The sequence below is a fragment of the Pantoea sp. T14 genome, from assembly GCF_036663535.1.
GTDB lineage: Bacteria > Pseudomonadota > Gammaproteobacteria > Enterobacterales > Enterobacteriaceae > Pantoea > Pantoea phytostimulans.
This window is the reverse complement of record NZ_JAWUEB010000027.1, coordinates 140,250-159,084: the sequence shown is the minus strand read 5'-3', so window position 1 is coordinate 159,084 and position 18,835 is coordinate 140,250. Positions and strand designations below refer to the sequence as shown.

The following is an 18,835-nucleotide window of genomic DNA, read 5'->3' as shown; positions in this document are numbered from 1 at the left end:
GAAGTTGTAGAGCCTGTGCGTTAAGGCACTCATCCGCATGACGCATGTTGTCTGTCCACATCATGCGTCATTACCAATGTCAGGCTGCTTTTATTCGGTGTTGCGCGCAAAACGAGGCATTAAACCCTGTTTTGATCCGATTAACATTCTTCGCTTCTGACACTGTTTTCGCAAATGCGCAGGCGATTGTCAAAGTAAAATGTCCAAATCCAGTACAAGATGCCAGACAGTCCTCTGGGTAACTGTTTTTAAATGAGTATTTTTGAACAGCTGCACCACAAAAAGCCGATTTTTGCCCCCTTTTGGCGCAAAGGAGAGGCGGAAACTATCATCATCGTCTACGCCATTTGCAGCTATCGTTAACAAAATCGTGCAAGCCTTGTCATTCCATCAGGATATTCCCTACAATCGCAGGCTATGTCAGCCGAATGAAACTGAGGAAAGCATGAGTACGGCAAAACACAGTAAGTTACTCATTCTGGGCTCCGGTCCAGCGGGTTATACCGCAGCCGTTTACGCTGCACGCGCCAACCTGAATCCGGTTTTAATTACTGGGCTTGAAAAAGGCGGTCAGTTAACCACCACGACAGAAGTTGAAAACTGGCCGGGTGACCCGCACGATCTGACAGGTCCATCTCTGATGGAACGCATGCATGAGCATGCTGAGAAATTTAATACTGAAATCATTTTTGACCACATTCACACTGTCGATTTACAGAATCGTCCTTTCCGTTTGACTGGTGACAGCGCTGAATACACCGCTGATGCGCTGATCATCGCCACTGGCGCCTCTGCACGTTACCTTGGTCTGCCGTCGGAAGAAGCGTTTAAAGGCAAAGGCGTTTCAGCCTGCGCAACCTGTGATGGTTTCTTCTACCGCCAGCAGAAAGTCGCGGTTATTGGCGGCGGTAATACCGCCGTGGAAGAAGCGCTTTATCTCGCCAATATCGCTTCAGAAGTGCACCTGATTCATCGTCGTGACAGCTTCCGTGCAGAGAAGATCCTGATTGATCGACTGATGGAAAAAGTGAGTAGCGGGAATATTGTTCTGCATACTCACCGCACGCTGGAAGAAGTGGTGGGCGATCAGATGGGCGTTACCGGTTTAACATTGCGCTCCACGCTTAACGAGCAAGAAACTGAAGCGCTGGAAGTCGCAGGTCTGTTTGTGGCCATTGGTCACAGCCCGAACACCGCCATCTTTGATGGACAGCTGGATCTGGAAAATGGTTACATCAAAGTCCAGTCTGGTCTGCATGGTAACGCGACCCAAACCAGCATTCCGGGCGTATTTGCCGCAGGTGATGTCATGGATCATATCTATCGTCAGGCAATTACTTCAGCGGGTACCGGTTGTATGGCTGCGTTGGATGCAGAACGTTATCTCGACGGTTTGGTTAAAAACGATCGATAAGTTATTCATTTCCTGATCGTAATCAATAAAGGCGACTGTTTTTCAGTCGCCTTTTTTATTGTCGCCATGCTAGATTCATGCGCCTATAGAAGCAGGAAACGTCCTGATTCTGCATTCGCCTTTGGCATTCTCCACGGTATCGCATGAACAAATCGCGGCAACAGCATCTTACCCGCTGGCTTCGCCAGCAACGCAGCCACGCTGGACGATGGTTGCGACTGACCACGCTGCTGGGTTTTGCCAGCGCGCTGGTTATTATTGCTCAAGCCTGGCTAATGACCTCATTGCTGCAAGCGCTGATTATTGAACAACAATCACGCGATACGCTGCTGACCCATTTCATGCTGTTACTGCTGTGCTTTGTCCTGCGCGCGGCATTAAATTATGCTCGGGAACACGCTGGGTTTCGTGCTGGCCAGGCCATTCGTCAGGCCCTTCGAAAGCAGATCATTGATCGTCTGGCTGTACTGGGTCCCGCCTGGATTCAGGGGAAACCGGCTGGCAGTTGGGCAACGTTATTACTGGAGCAAATTGAAGATATGCAGGATTACTATGCGCGCTATCTTCCTCAAATGACGCTTGCCGTTCTTATCCCCTTTTGCATTCTGTTCACCCTCTTTCCTCTAAACTGGACCGCCGGCTTAATTCTGTTTGTCACCGCGCCTTTGATTCCGCTGTTCATGGCCTTGGTCGGCATGGGAGCTGCTGATGCTAATCGTCGTAATTTCAGCGCGCTTGCACGACTGAGCGGTGACTTTCTTGATCGCCTGCGTGGGCGCGAAACGCTGCGCCTTTTTCATCGGGGCGAAGCGGAAAAAGAGGCTATTGCGGCCTCAACCACAGATTTTCGCCAGCGCACTATGGAAGTGCTGCGCCTTGCTTTTCTCTCTTCTGCCGTGCTGGAGTTTTTTGCTTCATTGGCTATCGCGGTGGTCGCGGTTTACTTTGGCTTTTCCTATTTAGGCGAACTGCATCTTGGCGATTATGGCCATGGCGTTACGCTTTTTACCGGTTTTTTAGTGCTGATATTGGCCCCTGAATTTTTTCAACCGCTGCGTGATCTCGGCACCTTTTATCACGCCAAAGCGCAAGCAGTTGGCGGCGCTGATGCGCTTGAAAAATTCATGCACGAAACTCCGGACAACGTTGCCAATCAAGGTGAAACCCCTTTCGCGTCAAATGATTCGATTGAAGTCAGGGCTGAAAACCTGCTGATTTGCGCGCCAAACGGAAAAACGCTGTGTGGCCCGTTAACTTTCCATCTGCCAGCTAATCAACGCGTGGCGTTGGTTGGGCAAAGTGGCGCAGGCAAGAGCGCATTAATGAATGCATTACTGGGCTTTTTACCTTATCAAGGCTCTCTCCGCGTTAATGGGATGGAGTTACGCGATATTATTCGTGATAACTGGCACCAACATTTGGCTTGGGTCGGACAAAACCCCCATCTGCCGGCCTCGACAATTCGCGACAATATTTTGATGAATGAGTCTTATAGTGAAAGCCGTTTTACCGAGTTATTAAAAACCTGCGGAATAAACGAATTTCTACCGCGGCTGCCTCAGGGTCTGAAGACAATTCTGGGCGATGGCGGTACAGGTTTATCGGTTGGTCAGGCACAGCGCATCGCTGTTGCACGCGCATTGTATAAACCAGCACGCTTGTTATTACTGGATGAACCCGCCGCCAGTCTTGATGCCCTTAGTGAATCGCTGGTCATGCAGGCGCTCAACCAAGCTGCCAGGCAGCAAACTACGCTAATGATTACTCACCAACTCGATAATCTTAAGGAATGGGATGCAATTTGGGTGATGCAAAACGGACAGCTAATACAGCAAGGAAACTGGCATCAGCTAAGTGAACAATCCGGTGCGTTTAAACAGATGATGAAACATCGTCAGCAGGAGATTTCCTGATGTCTGCATTGCATCCTTTCCTCCGTCTCTGGTTGCGCCATCCTTATCGCTTAGCCTTAGGCATGGTGTTAGCCATGATTACTTTGCTGGCCAGCATTGGCCTTCTTACTCTTTCTGGTTGGTTTCTGGCGGCGTCCTCTGTTGCGGGTTTTGCGGGACTCTACAGCTTCAACTACATGCTACCCGCGGCGGGTGTTCGCGGTGCTGCCATCATACGTACCGCTGCCCGTTATTTTGAACGCCTTGTGAGTCACGATGCCACTTTCCGCGTATTGCAACATCTGCGTGTGTTCACCTTTAGCCGCCTGATTGCCTTATCACCCGGTCAACTTGCTGATTTTCGTCAATCTGACCTGTTAAATCGTTTTGTTGGCGATGTAGATACGCTCGATCACCTTTATTTGCGTGTTATTTCCCCGCTAGCGGGTGCCTTTGTGGTCATTATGCTGGTCACGCCAGCACTCAGCCTGATTGACCTGCAATTAGCATTAATTTTGGGGGGTATCATGTTAGCAACGCTGCTGCTTTTTCCGCCGCTGTTTTATCATCTTGGTGCACCAGCAGGCCGGGCAATCGCGCAAGGGCGTGTTCATTGGCGCATGCAGTTCATGCATTGGCTGAGCGGACAGGCGGAACTCACGCTCTATGGCGCAGCTTCCTCTTGGCGCAAACAGCTTAATGATCAAGAACAGCAGTGGCAGCAAGCACAGCGTCAACAGCAGCGCCTACACGCTTTAGCACAAAGCCTACTGTTGCTGATTAGCGGTTTTACCGTAACTCTTCTGCTTTGGGTCAGCGCAACGACAATTGAAGCACAGCAGTTACCGGGCTCCCTCATTGCGTTAGTGGTGTTTTGCGCGTTAGCCGCTTTCGAAGCGCTGGCACCGGTTGCCGGTGCGTTTCTGCCATTATCCCAGGTCATTACGGCTGCGCAACGCGTAAATGACATCATTGGTCGAGAGCCTACGATAATTTTCCCTTCGGTTGCTGATGTCAGAACAGGTAGCCTTGAAGTCATTATCGAAAAACTTTATTTCTCTTATCCTGATCGACCCGACGCCGTGCTCAGCGATTTCTCCCTGAATATCCGGGCTGGTGAGCATATCGCTTTGCTCGGACCAACCGGTTGCGGTAAATCAACGTTGTTAGCCTTATTGACGCGCGCCTGGGAAAGTCAGCACGGCACCATAGCGCTCAATGATGTTGCGCTTCAGGCGTGGGATGAAGCGCAACTACGTCAGCGTATTAGCATGGTGACGCAGCGAGTCCATTTATTTAGTCAAACGCTGCGCGATAATTTGCTTATTGCTTCTCCAACCGCAACTGATGAGAAGCTCAAAGCAGTGCTGATTCAGGTCGAACTGCAATGTTTACTTGAGAACGATGAGGGCTTAAATGCCTGGCTCGGTGAAGGCGGACGCCCGCTTTCAGGTGGCGAACTGCGGCGTTTAGCCATTGCACGTGCACTTTTGCATGATGGCGATCTTTGGTTGCTCGATGAACCCACTGAAGGTTTAGATGCCAGCACGGAGCAACAAATTTTGACGTTGCTGAATCAGGTCACTCAGGGGAAAACGGTGATCATCGTTACCCACCGCCTGAGTGGCTTACATCTTATGGATCGCATCTGCGTAATGGAAAATGGTGCAATTATTGAGCAAGGCAGCCATAAGGAATTAATCTCAAAAACGGGTCGCTATTGGCGTTTCCAGCAACGCTTTGCGCTATAGTTCTAGCGAATAGCTGACAGGTAAAATAACGTCATGAGACTGGTACAACTTTCAAGGGAGTCATTGCATTTCCCACCGCCTGAAATGGCCTTGCGCGAACCGAACGGCTTGCTGGCAATGGGTGGCGATCTCTCCCCTGCTCGTTTACTGAATGCGTATCAACGTGGAATTTTTCCCTGGTTTTCGCCCGGCGATCCTATTTTATGGTGGTCGCCCGATCCTCGTGCCGTGCTACTGCCTGAGTATTTTCATCTCAGTCGCAGCATGAAGCGTTTCCACAAGCAGTCACCTTATCGCGTGACCATGAACGAGTCTTTCGCCGACGTTCTTGAAGGCTGCGCTACTGGACGTGAGGAAGGCACCTGGATTACTTTCGAAGTTAAACGCGCCTGGTTGCGATTATATGAACTCGGTCATGCGCATTCGATTGAAGTCTGGAATGGGCAACGTTTAGTCGGCGGCATGTATGGTTTAGCGTTAGGCCAAATATTCTGCGGCGAGTCGATGTTTAGTCGTCAGGAGAATGCCTCGAAAACCGCACTCTGGGTATTTTGCCAACACTTCGTAAAACACCAGGGGCGTTTGGTGGATTGTCAGGTACTTAACCCGCATACTGCGTCTTTAGGTGCGAGGGAAATCCCCCGTGTAGATTATCTGCAATATGTGCAAAGCCTTGCGTGGCAACCGGTCAGCGAAGGCTGCTGGCGTACGCAAACCCTTTTTTAAACCTACACAGATGTTTTGCACACATAAAGCGGTAAAAGTGATATAATAATCGAGTTTGGTATGTCGTCCGCGCTTCATAGTAGTAAGCCGGAATTGCCAGGCTGGGAATCTCAACGCACTCTCGGAACTGTTCAATCGTGCGCGTGTAACCGGTTGATACAGATTCTTAGCCCGCTAACTCCCCCGCAGACGTCACATAAAACACCCGAATTTAACCGAGATGCTCGCGTTATAACGCGAAGCACGGCGAAGCGTTGGCAAAATCGTCGACGGTTCTTTACATAAATCGTTGAATTGGGCATTATCTTGCCGGTTCAACTGAAAGGTAGTACACCCAGAGGATTCGATGGCCAAAGAAGACAATATTGAAATGCAAGGTACCGTACTGGATACGTTACCTAACACCATGTTCCGCGTAGAACTTGAGAACGGACACGTGGTTACCGCTCATATCTCCGGTAAAATGCGCAAAAACTACATCCGCATCCTGACGGGCGACAAAGTGACTGTCGAGTTGACCCCGTACGACCTGAGCAAAGGCCGCATTGTCTTCCGTAGTCGCTAAGCTGCTCTCATCGCGCTGCTGAATAATATCAGCAAGCAAAAAAAAGGCCGGATTCTCATCCGGCCTTTTCTCTATCTGACATCCGTGATTAATGCACAGTGCCCTCTGTTTTACGTTTTTCCGCACTCAGGAAATGATAGGTTAGCTGGCCTTTTTCTTTATCCAGTCCAACTGATACCGATCCACCATCCACCAGCGAACCAAACAGCAGTTCGTTAGCCAACGGTTTCTTCAGGCTTTCCTGAACGGTACGCGCCATCGGACGTGCACCCATCGCTTTGTCATAGCCTTTCTCAGCCAGCCAATCGCGCGCTTCATCACTGACTTCCAGCGACACACCTTTCGCATCCAACTGCGCTTGCAGTTCGACAATGAATTTGTCGACCACCTGATGAATCACCTCTGGAGACAAGTGACGGAACCAAATGATGTTGTCGAGGCGGTTACGAAACTCTGGCGTAAAGATCTTTTTGATCTCTTCCATTGCATCGGTGCTGTTGTCTTGATGAATCAGGCCGATAGATTTACGTTCCGTTTCACGCACACCGGCGTTTGTCGTCATCACCAGCACGACATTGCGGAAGTCCGCTTTACGCCCGTTGTTGTCCGTTAGCATGCCGTTATCCATGACCTGTAACAGCAGGTTAAAGACATCCGGGTGCGCTTTCTCAATCTCATCCAGCAGCACAACGGCATGAGGATGTTTGATTACCGCATCGGTCAGCAAACCACCTTGATCAAAACCAACGTAGCCCGGAGGCGCACCAATCAAACGGCTGACGGTATGACGCTCCATATACTCGGACATATCGAAACGCAGCAGCTCAATGCCCAACGCTTTTGCCAGTTGAACCGTGACTTCGGTTTTACCCACGCCCGTTGGACCCGCAAACAAGAACGAACCAACCGGTTTACGATCTTGGCCCAAACCCGCCCGGCTCATTTTGATCGCTTCAGTCAGGGCTTCAATCGCATTGTCCTGACCAAATACCAGCATTTTCAGGCGGTCACCCAGATTTTTAAGCGTATCGCGATCGCTTGCTGAAACGCTTTTCTCTGGGATACGCGCAATACGCGCCACCACTGATTCTATATCAGCCACATTGACCGTTTTCTTGCGCTTGCTGGCTGGCATCAGTCGAGCGCGAGCGCCCGCTTCGTCGATAACGTCAATCGCTTTATCCGGCAAATGACGATCGTTAATATATTTCACCGCCAGCTCCACCGCTGCACGCACCGCTTTCGCGGTATAACGCACATCGTGATGCGCTTCGTATTTCGGTTTCAGGCCATTCAGAATCTGAACGGTTTCATCCAGCGACGGTTCAGTGATATCAATTTTCTGGAAGCGACGTGCTAAAGCACGATCCTTCTCGAAGATGTTACTGAATTCCTGATAAGTCGTTGAACCCATAACGCGAATCTTGCCGCTGGAAAGCAGCGGTTTGATGAGGTTAGCAGCATCAACCTGGCCACCTGACGCCGCGCCCGCACCAATAATGGTGTGGATTTCATCGATGAACAGAATACTGCTGTTGTCCTGCTCAAGCTGTTTCAACAACGCTTTGAAACGCTTCTCGAAGTCGCCACGATATTTAGTGCCTGCCAGCAGTGAACCAATATCTAAAGAGTAAATGGTGCAATCTTTCATCACTTCCGGCACGTCGCCCTGAACAATACGCCAGGCGAGACCTTCAGCAATAGCGGTTTTACCGACACCCGATTCTCCCACCAGCAGCGGGTTATTTTTACGACGGCGGCATAAAACCTGAACGGTACGCTCAAGCTCCTTGTCCCGACCAATCAGCGGATCGATTCCGCCGACGCGAGCAAGCTGATTGAGATTGGTGGTGAAGTTTTCCATACGATCCTCCCCGCCTGCTTGCTCTTCGTTAACCGGATTTTCTGCATTCGGCGCATGGCCGGGTTCGTCTTTACGCGTACCGTGAGAAATGAAGTTCACCACATCAAGGCGGCTGACTTCGTGTTTGCGCAGCAGGTAAGCCGCTTGCGACTCCTGCTCACTAAAAATGGCAACCAGCACATTAGCACCGGAGACTTCGCTTCGGCCTGATGACTGGACATGGAAAACCGCACGCTGTAACACACGCTGGAAGCTGAGCGTAGGTTGCGTATCACGCTCCTCTTCACTGGCAGGCAGCACAGGTGTGGTTTGTTCGATGAAGGCTTCGAGCTCCTGCCGGAGAGCCACAATATCCACCGTACAGGCTTCCAGTGCCTCTCTGGCCGACGGGTTACTGAGCAGCGCCAGTAACAGATGCTCGACGGTCATAAATTCATGACGGTGCTCACGCGCTCTGGCGAAAGCCATATTTAAACTGAGTTCCAGTTCTTGATTGAGCATTAGGCACCTCCCCCAATTATCGCTCTGACGACCTGTTTCCTATATGGAGACGGGATCAGGCTTTTTCCAGCGTACACAGCAAAGGATGATGATTTTCCCGCGCATAATTGTTCACCTGGGCCGCTTTGGTTTCGGCGACTTCTGCAGTAAATACACCACAGATCGCTTTACCGTGGTAGTGAACTTTCAACATCAGCTGCGTTGCACGTTCAACATCATAAGAAAAGAACTTTTGCACTACGTCAATAACAAATTCCATAGGTGTATAATCGTCATTATTCAGAATGACTTTATACATTGAAGGCGGCTTTAACCCTTCGCGTACTTTGTCTTCGGCCAGATGTTCAAAATTAAGCCAGTCGTTATTGTTTGCCATAATGATCCGTTGAGATTCCGCACATCATTCATAAACCCATTGCAGTTCATATTTAGAGTTTAACACGCTTGTCAAGCTATCAGCCGATGATGGAAATTTAGCCGAAAAAAGCCTCCGCGACCTGTATCACAAAATTCGCAATAGCGTTAACCACCTCAAATTTTAGTGATTTTCTCCCTGCGCAGTCCGGCGCTTTGCTTGACGCCAGTGCCCGTTTCTCTACATTCTACGGACACAAGCTGATTGAGTTTTAATCAAACTCGACTCACAGCTTAAATGACCTCACCTACTTAATAAAATGTCTTGCGAGGGAAGTAAAAGCATGGAGACGGGTACAGTTAAATGGTTCAATAACGCCAAAGGCTTCGGCTTTATCTGTCCAATCGGGGGCGGCGAAGACATCTTCGCGCACTACTCAACGATTAAGATGGATGGTTACAGAACACTTAAAGCCGGCCAACAAGTTCAGTTTGACGTCCATCAAGGTCCGAAAGGCAATCATGCCAGTCTTATCGTGCCAGTAGAAGCGCAGGCTGTAGCCTGACGTTTATCCCCATTCTGAACATTCCCTAAAAAAATGCCAGCCCATGCCGCTGGCATTTTTTTGTTACCTTTCTAATCTGCTTTACCCTGCGCCAGCCAAATCACCCGTGAAAACATCTGGCGCATCAGCGTTGGAATAGCCTCGGGGCCGCGCTCGGCCGCCGCCATCGCCACGGCAATTGCCAGTTCCGGTTTCGACGCATGATGAAGAGCTTGGGTAATAATACGCCTTGCATTCATGGGCGCGTTTAACGGCAGGTGCGCCATCTGATGGTAAACTTCATCGAACCCTTGTTTATAAAGGAAATTTTCCATATCCAGCGCGGGAAGCTGGGTAAGATGATGTGATTCCTCGTCCCCCTCCTGCAATTGGCTGCGCGTTGTAGCTGCATATTTATTGCCGGCATCATCACCATCGGTTAACACATGCCAGGCAATGCCCATGCGGCGGGCAAATTTGAGTAAAGGCTTTAATCCTGACTGAGCAAACTCAATCACTTTTACCCCTTCTGCGGCAAAGTGATGACCGCATTGCTGCGCCAGCTCGTTGATAATCCACACTTCAGTTTCGCCTTCCACCAGCAACCAGCAGCGGGCAAACAGTGCAGACGGACGATTAACGCGAATATGAAACCCAATGCGCCGGCTATCCTCCGCACTCAATCCTTCCGGGCCGATACGCCACGCAGCGACCCGCGACGGCTCTCGTACCAGCCGACACACATTCTCAATCGGCACCTGTGAAAGCAGCTCAGCTGAATTGGTGGTCGTGATTTTTTGCAGCGGCAGCAACACCAGTAAATTCCACGCCACTGACAACATAATCGGATGAAGTCGCGTTTCGGGATCTTCTATCAGCAGCAGCGGTCGTGCGCCAATAGCCAGCGGCTCACTGCCCTGCGCCTGTATCAGCAGCGTAAACATACGCAGTAAAATCAGCTGGCGACTGCGCGAATCCGTTCCCGATATCAGTTTATTCAGCCTATCCAGCGAGCGCCATCCTTGCACGCCATCACGCGCTTGCGGATCAATGCGGCGCGCTTCACTGGCATCTTTGGGATGCTGCACCAAAAAATAGTGCTCCATCAGTTGTTGCATGGTTTGCAAACCTTGACGCAGCACCTCGTCGCTCAACGTTTGCGGCTGCGTCACCAGATCTCGCGTGAGCGTATCAAGCTCCATCGCTAACTGGTTCAAGGTTGAGGTGCGCGTATCGTTATTGCTTTCGCTATCTCGCCTGCGACGACTAAAACGCGCATCACGCAATCGCAGCACCGGATACCTGTGCAGCAGATGACGAATAGCCGCTCCCGTCCCCTCTTCAGGTAACACGTTGCCCTGCTGATCGACAAAGCGCCGTGTTGTGCTGACATGGCCATCACGCAACTTCGCCCGCGTACTGTAAAAGAGCCAACGTTGCCCTTGTGCGTCCCGTTGCCAGAACGGCGTAAGCAGCGCGTCTTGATCGCTGTGGTCATCACGGAAATGGAACACAATCTGCAGACGTCGTCGCTGATCGTTAACGTCGCCTGGCGTAAAGTAAAAATCAGCAGGCGTAAACTGATAATCTTCCGTTTGCGGTGACAATAACAGTGTAAGTGCGTCCAGTAGACTCGATTTGCCCCAGGCGTTTTCACCGATTAACAGGTTGGTGGGTGTCAGCGGCAAGGAAAGCTGACTGATGCCGCGAAAACCGCGAATATCGATATGTTGCAGAATCATACGTGGCTCATCCTCTTATTAACCGAAGCATGGTTGGCGAACGCAAACCGGTCAAGCCACTCTCTCTACAGGGTTTACTCTTAGCGCCTTTTTCGCTAGCGTGTCGCCACTTTCGCACGGATGGCTTAAATAATTATGTATTCCGGACTTCTGATTATTCTTGTTCCACTGGTCGTGGGCTGGCTGTTACCTCTGCATAAAACCGCAATTCTACGTGCAGTTAATCGCTTACTGAGCTGGATGGTGTATGTCATCTTGTTCTTCATGGGCATCAGTTTGGCGTTTCTTGATAACCTTAGCCGCAATCTGCTCACGGTATTTCACACCGCCGCAGTCGCCGCAGTTTGCATCATGTTATGCAATCTACTGGCATTGCTCTGGCTGGAAAAACGCTTGCCGTGGCAACACGCTCACAAACAGGAAAAATTGCCGTCGCGGCTGCATATGGCGCTGGAATCACTCAAGCTGTGCGGCGTAGTCATCGTGGGATTTTTATTAGGCCTGACACAGTGGAACTTTCTTCATCACGCCTCTGCAGCCAGTGAATACGCATTAATTTTCTTGCTGTTTTTAGTGGGAATACAGTTGCGTGGCAGCGGCATGACGCTGCGCCAAATTATCCTGAATCGCCGCGGCATGATTGTCGCCAGCGTCGTGTTAGTGAGTGCGTTGATTGGCGGTATGATTGCGGCGCTGCTGTTGGGTTTACCGTTAAAAAACGGTTTGGCAATGGCCAGCGGATTTGGCTGGTATTCGCTGTCCGGTATTTTAATGACCGAAGCGTTTGGCCCGGTCATTGGCAGCGCAGCGTTCTTCAATGACCTGTTACGCGAACTGATTGCTATTATGTTGATCCCAGCCTTAATTGCCCGTCATCGTTCCAGTGCATTGGGCTTATGTGGCGCCACCTCAATGGATTTCACCCTGCCGGTGTTGCAACGCGCAGGCGGCATGGAAATTGTTCCCGCCGCGATAGTGCATGGTTTTGTCATGAGCCTGCTGGCCCCTATTCTCATCGCCCTGTTCTCCGCTTAACGCCCTGAGCCGAAACGCAGCGCATTTTTTCACGGCTGCGTTTTGATAACCTCGTCTAAGCTTCTTTTTTTGCGCTTTCGGTTGTGCCATCGCCAGGATGGCCAATCACCAAAAGGAGAAGATGATGAAACAAACCATTGCGGCGCTGCTCGCAAAAACCCTTGAGAATGCAGGCGTCAAACGCATTTGGGGCGTGACCGGTGATTCGCTTAACGGTCTGAGTGACAGCTTAAATCGCATGGGAACCATTGAATGGATGCCAACCCGCCATGAAGAAGTTGCTGCGTTTGCCGCAGGCGCAGAAGCGCACGTGACCGGTGAGCTGGCAGTCTGCGCGGGTTCTTGTGGTCCCGGCAATTTGCATCTGATTAACGGCTTGTTTGATTGTCATCGTAACCATGTTCCGGTATTAGCCATTGCCGCACATATTCCTTCCAGCGAGATCGGTAGCGGCTATTTTCAGGAAACGCACCCACAAGAGCTGTTTCGCGAATGCAGCCATTACTGCGAGTTGGTTTCTAATCCAGAGCAATTACCTCAAGTCTTAGGCATCGCGATGCGTAAAGCGATCCTGAATCGCGGCGTGTCAGTGGTGGTCATCCCTGGCGATGTTGCGCTGAAGTTAGCGCCAGAAACGGCGAGCGCGGCGTGGTATCCGCCACAGCTTCCACACATCCAACCGCAAGCTGCAGAGTTAGCGCGTCTGGTTCAAACCCTAAACGAAGCCAGTAATATTACTTTGCTTTGCGGGAGTGGCGTTGCAGGTGCGCATAAAGAAGTGGTTGAGCTGGCCGCGACGCTAAAAGCGCCTATCGTTCATGCGCTGCGCGGCAAAGAACACATTGAATATGACAATCCTTACGATGTCGGCATGACCGGGCTTATCGGATTCTCATCAGGTTTCCACGCGATGATGAATGCCGACACGCTGGTGCTGCTCGGAACGCAATTTCCCTATCGCGCTTTCTACCCGGAAAAAGCCAAAATTATCCAACTGGATATCAATCCCGGTAGCCTTGGCGCGCACTGTCGCGTGGATCAAGCCTACATTGGCGATGTGAAAACCACCCTGCAGACGATATTGCCGCAGCTGATGGATAAAACCGATCGTCAGCATCTCGACAGCGCATTGAAACATTATGTTGAGGCACGCAAAGATCTCGACGATCTCGCCAATGCCAACGACAAGCAGGCCATTCATCCGCAATATCTTGCTCAGCAGATTAGCCACTACGCCAACGATGACGCTATTTTCACTTGCGACGTGGGTACACCCACCGTCTGGGCTGCGCGTTATTTGAAGATGAACGGGAAGCGTCGTTTACTGGGCTCGTTCAACCACGGATCAATGGCAAACGCCATGCCGCAGGCCTTGGGCGCGCAGGCCATCGATCGCGATCGTCAGGTGGTCGCGCTGTGTGGTGACGGCGGTTTCAGTATGTTGATGGGGGATTTCATTACGGTTGCGCAGTTGAAGTTGCCGGTAAAACTGGTGATTTTCAACAACAGCGTGCTGGGTTTTGTCGCGATGGAGATGAAGGCTGGCGGTTATTTAACCGATGGCACAGAGCTAGACAACCCTGACTTCGCCGCTATTGCGCAAGCCTGTGGCATTAAAGGTATCCGCGTAGAAAAAGCGTCTGATCTGAATGGCGCGCTGGAACAGGCGTTTTCCCATGATGGCCCGGTGCTGATTGACGTTATCACCGCCAAAGAGGAGTTGGCGATGCCGCCACAAATCAAAATGGAGCAGGCCAAGGGTTTCAGTCTTTACATGCTGCGGGCCATTCTGAATGGTCGCGGCGATGAAGTGGTTGAACTGGCGAAAACCAACTGGTTGCGGTAAAACCATAGAACTTCGCAAGCGGGCGCCATGCCCGCTTTTTTTATTAATCAGGAAAGTTCAGGAGCGCAACGTGATCGATTTACGCAGTGATACCGTTACCCGGCCTAGTGCCGCGATGTTGCAAGCGATGATGACGGCAGAGACCGGCGATGACGTCTATCGCGATGATCCTACGGTTAATGCACTGGAAGCTGAAGCTGCGCACTTGAGCGGCAAAACTGCCGCGCTGTTCTTTCCAACCGGTACCCAAGCAAATTTGGTCGCGTTGCTCAGCCATTGCGAGCGCGGCGATGAATATATCGTGGGCCAGCAAGCGCATAACTACAAATATGAAGCGGGCGGCGCTGCAGTACTTGGCAGTATTCAGCCGCAGCCGATTTTAGCCGCCGCTGATGGCACATTGCCGTTGGCGTCTATTGCTGCTGCAATCAAGCCTGATGACATTCATTTCGCACGTACTCGCCTGCTCAGTCTGGAAAATACCCATCATGGTAAAGTGCTGCCGCTGGCTTATCTGGCTGAAGCTTTTGCCTTTACCCGCCAACACCAACTGGCGCTGCATATTGATGGCGCACGTATTTTCAACGCCGTTGTTGCTCAAAAGGTCACGCTGGAAGCCATCGCACGCTATTGCGATAGCCTGACCATTTGCCTTTCTAAAGGGTTGGGTACGCCAGTGGGATCGCTGTTATGTGGCGATGAAGCCTACATTGAGCGTGCACGCCGTTGGCGCAAAATGACCGGTGGCGGCATGCGCCAGGCCGGTATTCTGACGGCTGCCGGTTTGTATGCGCTGCAACATAACGTGACGCGTTTACAAGAGGATCACGACAACGCCGCATGGCTGGGACAACAGCTGCATGAAATTGGCGTTGAGGTCGTTGATCAGCAAACCAATATGCTGTTTGTCCGTGTACCTGCGGAACAGGTTGAACCGCTCAAGGCGTGGATGAAGGCGCGTGATGTGCTGATTAGCGTCGGCCCAGCAACACGTTTGGTGACGCATATTGATGTTGACCGTGCAGCGCTGGAACAGGTTGTCACGCACTGGAAAGCCTTTTTACAGCAGTAACAGCGTGCTATTCCGCCGCGCCATATTTTTCCAGTAGCGCGGCGGCAATCGCTGCGGTTTCTGCATCCGGTAGTCCGCGATAATCAGTTGGCCGAAAGTGCATCTGAAAGGCGGCGATCAGATTTTGCTGCTGAAGTAGCGTCATCTCTGGCGTCACCGCGTAACCGTAGCGCTGCAGCAATTCCATCACCTGTGCCGTTGGCACCGGCGTCTGCGCGGCTTTTCCGGCTAAATAAACCTGCACACGATCGGCATCTGGCCACGCGCCAATACCTTGCTGCGCCAGTTGCTGCCAAGGGAAACGGGGGCCCGGATCCTGTTTGCGCTGCGAAGCGATATCGCTGTGCCCGACAATATTCTCAGGCGCGATGCCGTAACGCTGCGCCACGTCTTTCACTAGTGCGCTTAGCGATGCGATTTGCGCCGGGGTAAAAGCTTGCCATTCGCGCCCGGTTAGCGTGCGTCGATAACCACTGTTCACCAGTTCGATACCCACTGACGTATCGTTGATGCGCGTAGCACCACGCCAAAAGCTGGGGCCAGCATGCCAGGCTAAATCACGCTCGGGAACTAACTGCCAGATAATGCCTTTGCCCTCGCGTTGTGGCGGCTGGCGCGGGATAAGGTAATGCGCACTGACCTGATTATCGGTCAAAGTAGCGAGTGAAGATGAGAAGTCTTCGGCGGTGTAGTGAATCACAATCACCTTGATACGCGGGCGCGCACCTTGAGCCGGATGGCGTAAATCGGCCCAGTAACCCTTACGTGATTCCACGCCAGACTGGCAGCCAGACAATAGGATCGCTGCCAGTATTAGTATCCATTTTTTCAACTAACGATGACCGCCGTGCCGCTTACACTCACCATCAACATGCTGCTGTCTTTGCCGACGGTTTCGTAATCGATATCAATCCCCACAACCGCATTAGCGCTTAATGCTTTTGCCTGTTCTTGCAGTTCTTTGAACGCGATTTCTCGCGCCTTACGTAACTCTTTCTCATAGGCGCCCGAGCGACCGCCGACGATGTCGCGAATACCGGCAAAAAAGTCACGGAAAATATTCGCGCCCAAAATCGCTTCACCCGTTACAACGCCACAATATTCGGTAATGCGGTGCCCTTCTAGCGTAGGCGTGGTAGACAATTTCATCGTGTTCTCCTTCTCTGAAAACCAGACTAAAACCTTAACAAAGCGGACTAAGGCTCTTTCGACTAAAAAGCACGGCTATACTCTATGCTAAAAATGGCGCTTTGCCAGAGAACAATAAGGAAATCGAGATGAGAAACAAAGCCTTTGCGCTGTTGATACCTGCGGCAGTGCTGCTTAGCGCCTGTACCACGGTTGAGCCGGTCATCAAGGATAATGGCCCACGTACAGCGCCCTGCGCTGAGGGCGGTCCTGATAGCGTTGCCCAGCAGTTTTATGACCTGCGCGTTGCCCAGCCTACGCAGGGTTTGCCTGACAGCAGCACGCTGGCAAAATATCGTCCTTATCTAAGCGATCACCTTTATCAAACGTTACTTGCCGCCAACGGCAACACCAAAAATGGCGCATGGCGCAACGGCGATCTCTTCTCCAGCCTGGCGCAAGGTCCAACGGTAGCCAGCGTAGCGGACGCCTCCACTATTCCTAACAGCGATGCGCATAATATTCCTTTGCGTGTTGATCTGAGCCGTGACGGTAAACAATGGCAGGATGAAGTATTGATGATCCGTGAAGGCACCTGCTGGGTCGTTGACGACATACGTTATGCGGCCAACTGGTCACATCCGGGTAGCGGCACGCTGGGTCAGACGCTGGAATACGAGAAGAAGTAATACATTATTTTTCAGGTATTTAGATAAAAAAAGCGTACTGCAGCAATGTGGTGCGCTTTTAGTTTCAGTTCAAGGATAAACACGCAACCCAGCCAAACGTGAAGGGGAAAGGCGCGATATTGTGCTACGCTTTTAGGGTTTTGCTGCTGTTTCATAAATTTTAACCCACCTCAATTGCATAACTATTCTGAGGACGTTAAAATCCACGACACTAATAGCTATTCATATTTGGCGCATGAGTATTCAACTAAACGCAATTAACTGCTTCTACGGTGCTCATCAGGCGCTGTTTGACATCAACCTGGAATGCCCGCAGGGCGAAACGCTGGTGCTGCTCGGTCCGAGCGGCGCAGGCAAAAGTTCTCTGCTGCGCGTACTGAATTTGCTGGAGCATCCGCGCTCTGGCCATTTGCAGATCGCCGGAAACCAGTTCGATTTCAGCAAAAAGCCCTCTGACGCGGCAATTCGCGAACTTCGCCAAAATGTCGGCATGGTTTTTCAGCAATATAATCTTTGGCCGCACCTCACTGTGTTGCAAAACCTGATTGAAGCGCCCTGCCGCGTCTTGGGTTTAAGCAAAGCGGATGCAAAAGCACGCGCCGACAAGCTGTTGGATCGCCTGCGCTTAATGCCTTATAGCGATCGCTTCCCGCTGCATCTTTCCGGCGGTCAGCAACAGCGCGTCGCTATTGCGCGTGCGTTGATGATGGAACCTCAGGTATTGCTATTCGATGAGCCTACTGCCGCGCTCGATCCCGAAATCACCGCCCAGATTGTCAGCATTATTCGCGAGCTGGCGCAGACCCAAATTACCCAAGTAATCGTTACCCATGAAGTGGAAGTGGCACGTAAAACTGCCAGCCGCGTGGTTTACATGGAGAACGGTCATATTGTGGAACAGGGCGACGCCAGCCGATTTACACAGCCGCAAACCGAAGCGTTTGCCAACTACCTTTCGCACTAAGTCAGGATGCTAAAAATGAAAAAAGTTGTACTTGCTGCACTGCTTGCTGGATTGAGCCTGAGCGCATCAGCCGCTCAAACGATTCGCTTCGCCACTGAAGCCTCTTATCCTCCGTTTGAGTTTGTTGACTCAGACAACAAAATTCAGGGCTTCGATGTCGATCTGGCTAACGCACTGTGTAAAGAGATCGACGCAACCTGTACTTTCACCAATCAGGCCTTTGACAGTTTAATCCCAAGCCTGAAATTCCGTCGTTTTGATGCTGTTATGGCCGGCATGGATATCACGCCAGAGCGTGAAAAGCAGGTTCTGTTCAGCAAGCCTTATTACGATAACTCTGCGCTGTTTGTTGCGCAGAAAGGCAAAGTGGCTGATGTGACAGCACTGAAAGGCAAACGTGTTGGGGTTCAGAATGGCACCACGCACCAGAAATATTTGACCGAAAAACACAGTGAAATTACCACCGTACCTTACGACAGCTACCAGAACGCGATTCTTGACCTGAAAAATGGCCGTATCGATGCCGTCTTTGGTGATACCGCAGTGGTAAACGAATGGCTGAAGCAGAACACTGCGCTGGCACCTGTCGGTGAAAAAGTCACGGACAAAGCCTATTTCGGTACCGGTTTGGGTATCGCAGTACGCATGGGTAACAGCGAGCTGCAGACTAAATTCAACGCCGCGTTGGATAAAGTCAAAGCAGACGGCACTTACAAAACCATCTACAGCAAATGGTTCCAACAGTAA

The 18,835-nt window shown here is 51.2% G+C and carries 18 protein-coding genes; 12 read left to right on the top strand and 6 right to left on the bottom strand.

The annotated features are described in order from the left end of the window. The first annotated feature begins 445 nt into the window (after nucleotides 1-445). The 5 genes from trxB to infA all read left to right on the top strand — a co-directional run bounded on the left by trxB (nucleotide 446) and on the right by infA (nucleotide 6,348). Nucleotides 446-1,414, top strand: coding sequence for a thioredoxin-disulfide reductase (gene trxB / locus SC127_RS18765; protein ID WP_332627480.1), 969 nt, complete (start codon nucleotides 446-448; stop codon nucleotides 1,412-1,414). 143 nt (nucleotides 1,415-1,557) lie between these two features. After that, nucleotides 1,558-3,327: a heme ABC transporter permease/ATP-binding protein CydD gene (gene cydD / locus SC127_RS18760; RefSeq protein ID WP_332627478.1), complete on the top strand. Its 1,770-nt coding sequence runs from the start codon at nucleotides 1,558-1,560 to the stop codon at nucleotides 3,325-3,327. Then, entirely contained in the window at nucleotides 3,327-5,057 is a 1,731-nt protein-coding gene (cydC, locus tag SC127_RS18755; RefSeq protein ID WP_332627476.1) for a heme ABC transporter ATP-binding protein/permease CydC, read from the top strand. The genes cydD and cydC overlap by 1 nt, the downstream gene beginning before the upstream one ends. 33 nt (nucleotides 5,058-5,090) lie before the next feature. After that, nucleotides 5,091-5,783: a leucyl/phenylalanyl-tRNA--protein transferase gene (aat, locus tag SC127_RS18750; RefSeq protein WP_215847204.1), complete on the top strand. Its 693-nt coding sequence runs from the start codon at nucleotides 5,091-5,093 to the stop codon at nucleotides 5,781-5,783. Between the two features lie 346 nt (nucleotides 5,784-6,129). Further along, nucleotides 6,130-6,348 (top strand): translation initiation factor IF-1, encoded by a 219-nt coding sequence (infA, locus tag SC127_RS18745; protein ID WP_002211347.1) that lies wholly within the window; start codon nucleotides 6,130-6,132, stop codon nucleotides 6,346-6,348. 88 nt (nucleotides 6,349-6,436) lie between these two features. Here the strand turns inward: infA and clpA are convergent, their stop codons facing one another. Beyond that, nucleotides 6,437-8,713, bottom strand: coding sequence for an ATP-dependent Clp protease ATP-binding subunit ClpA (clpA, locus tag SC127_RS18740; RefSeq protein WP_215847205.1), 2,277 nt, complete (start codon nucleotides 8,711-8,713; stop codon nucleotides 6,437-6,439). Between the two features lie 55 nt (nucleotides 8,714-8,768). Beyond that, complete coding sequence (gene clpS, locus SC127_RS18735; protein WP_215847206.1) at nucleotides 8,769-9,089, bottom strand: ATP-dependent Clp protease adapter ClpS; 321 nt, start codon at nucleotides 9,087-9,089, stop codon at nucleotides 8,769-8,771. Nucleotides 9,090-9,411: 322 nt separating this feature from the next. Between clpS and cspD the strand changes: the two genes are divergently transcribed. Beyond that, a complete protein-coding gene (gene cspD, locus SC127_RS18730) occupies nucleotides 9,412-9,633 on the top strand; it encodes a cold shock-like protein CspD (RefSeq protein WP_193403324.1) in 222 nt (73 codons plus the stop codon). Nucleotides 9,634-9,704: 71 nt separating this feature from the next. Here the strand turns inward: cspD and SC127_RS18725 are convergent, their stop codons facing one another. Then, nucleotides 9,705-11,354 carry an ATP-dependent endonuclease gene (locus tag SC127_RS18725; RefSeq protein ID WP_332627471.1) on the bottom strand — a complete coding sequence of 550 codons (1,650 nt, stop codon included), beginning with the start codon at nucleotides 11,352-11,354 and terminating at the stop codon, nucleotides 9,705-9,707. Between the two features lie 135 nt (nucleotides 11,355-11,489). Here SC127_RS18725 and SC127_RS18720 point away from each other — a divergent pair, with 135 nt between their 5' ends. From SC127_RS18720 to ltaE, 3 genes are all read left to right on the top strand, one after another. Then, entirely contained in the window at nucleotides 11,490-12,389 is a 900-nt protein-coding gene (locus tag SC127_RS18720) for a lysine exporter LysO family protein (protein ID WP_332627469.1), read from the top strand. Between the two features lie 124 nt (nucleotides 12,390-12,513). Further along, complete coding sequence (gene poxB, locus SC127_RS18715; RefSeq protein ID WP_243078517.1) at nucleotides 12,514-14,235, top strand: ubiquinone-dependent pyruvate dehydrogenase; 1,722 nt, start codon at nucleotides 12,514-12,516, stop codon at nucleotides 14,233-14,235. Nucleotides 14,236-14,305: 70 nt separating this feature from the next. Beyond that, a complete protein-coding gene (ltaE, locus tag SC127_RS18710) occupies nucleotides 14,306-15,307 on the top strand; it encodes a low-specificity L-threonine aldolase (protein WP_332627467.1) in 1,002 nt (333 codons plus the stop codon). 7 nt (nucleotides 15,308-15,314) lie between these two features. Here ltaE and SC127_RS18705 read toward each other — a convergent pair whose 3' ends face one another. Next, entirely contained in the window at nucleotides 15,315-16,139 is an 825-nt protein-coding gene (locus tag SC127_RS18705; protein ID WP_243078255.1) for an N-acetylmuramoyl-L-alanine amidase, read from the bottom strand. Continuing rightward, on the bottom strand, nucleotides 16,136-16,456 hold the full coding sequence (locus SC127_RS18700) for a heavy metal-binding domain-containing protein (RefSeq protein WP_332627464.1): 321 nt from the start codon (nucleotides 16,454-16,456) through the stop codon (nucleotides 16,136-16,138). Before SC127_RS18700 ends, SC127_RS18705 begins: the two co-directional genes overlap by 4 nt. A gap of 128 nt (nucleotides 16,457-16,584) precedes the next feature. Here SC127_RS18700 and SC127_RS18695 point away from each other — a divergent pair, with 128 nt between their 5' ends. Then, complete coding sequence (locus tag SC127_RS18695; RefSeq protein WP_332627462.1) at nucleotides 16,585-17,124, top strand: lipoprotein; 540 nt, start codon at nucleotides 16,585-16,587, stop codon at nucleotides 17,122-17,124. Nucleotides 17,125-17,135: 11 nt separating this feature from the next. Here SC127_RS18695 and SC127_RS18690 read toward each other — a convergent pair whose 3' ends face one another. Continuing rightward, nucleotides 17,136-17,279 carry a hypothetical protein gene (locus SC127_RS18690; protein ID WP_215847212.1) on the bottom strand — a complete coding sequence of 48 codons (144 nt, stop codon included), beginning with the start codon at nucleotides 17,277-17,279 and terminating at the stop codon, nucleotides 17,136-17,138. 80 nt (nucleotides 17,280-17,359) lie between these two features. On the opposite strand from SC127_RS18690, the gene artP reads away from it, so the two are divergent. Continuing rightward, nucleotides 17,360-18,088 (top strand): arginine ABC transporter ATP-binding protein ArtP, encoded by a 729-nt coding sequence (gene artP / locus SC127_RS18685; RefSeq protein ID WP_332627459.1) that lies wholly within the window; start codon nucleotides 17,360-17,362, stop codon nucleotides 18,086-18,088. A gap of 15 nt (nucleotides 18,089-18,103) precedes the next feature. Beyond that, nucleotides 18,104-18,835 (top strand): arginine ABC transporter substrate-binding protein, encoded by a 732-nt coding sequence (gene artJ, locus SC127_RS18680; protein ID WP_243078256.1) that lies wholly within the window; start codon nucleotides 18,104-18,106, stop codon nucleotides 18,833-18,835.

Coding starts and splice junctions, on each gene's coding strand:
- trxB (WP_332627480.1), top strand. CDS start 446: ATGAGTACGGCAAAACACAGTAAGTTACTCATTCTGGGCTCCGGTCCA.
- cydD (WP_332627478.1), top strand. CDS start 1,558: ATGAACAAATCGCGGCAACAGCATCTTACCCGCTGGCTTCGCCAGCAA.
- cydC (WP_332627476.1), top strand. CDS start 3,327: ATGTCTGCATTGCATCCTTTCCTCCGTCTCTGGTTGCGCCATCCTTAT.
- aat (WP_215847204.1), top strand. CDS start 5,091: ATGAGACTGGTACAACTTTCAAGGGAGTCATTGCATTTCCCACCGCCT.
- infA (WP_002211347.1), top strand. CDS start 6,130: ATGGCCAAAGAAGACAATATTGAAATGCAAGGTACCGTACTGGATACG.
- clpA (WP_215847205.1), bottom strand. CDS start 8,713: ATGCTCAATCAAGAACTGGAACTCAGTTTAAATATGGCTTTCGCCAGA.
- clpS (WP_215847206.1), bottom strand. CDS start 9,089: ATGGCAAACAATAACGACTGGCTTAATTTTGAACATCTGGCCGAAGAC.
- cspD (WP_193403324.1), top strand. CDS start 9,412: ATGGAGACGGGTACAGTTAAATGGTTCAATAACGCCAAAGGCTTCGGC.
- SC127_RS18725 (WP_332627471.1), bottom strand. CDS start 11,354: ATGATTCTGCAACATATCGATATTCGCGGTTTTCGCGGCATCAGTCAG.
- SC127_RS18720 (WP_332627469.1), top strand. CDS start 11,490: ATGTATTCCGGACTTCTGATTATTCTTGTTCCACTGGTCGTGGGCTGG.
- poxB (WP_243078517.1), top strand. CDS start 12,514: ATGAAACAAACCATTGCGGCGCTGCTCGCAAAAACCCTTGAGAATGCA.
- SC127_RS18700 (WP_332627464.1), bottom strand. CDS start 16,456: ATGAAATTGTCTACCACGCCTACGCTAGAAGGGCACCGCATTACCGAA.
- SC127_RS18695 (WP_332627462.1), top strand. CDS start 16,585: ATGAGAAACAAAGCCTTTGCGCTGTTGATACCTGCGGCAGTGCTGCTT.
- SC127_RS18690 (WP_215847212.1), bottom strand. CDS start 17,279: ATGAAACAGCAGCAAAACCCTAAAAGCGTAGCACAATATCGCGCCTTT.
- artP (WP_332627459.1), top strand. CDS start 17,360: ATGAGTATTCAACTAAACGCAATTAACTGCTTCTACGGTGCTCATCAG.
- artJ (WP_243078256.1), top strand. CDS start 18,104: ATGAAAAAAGTTGTACTTGCTGCACTGCTTGCTGGATTGAGCCTGAGC.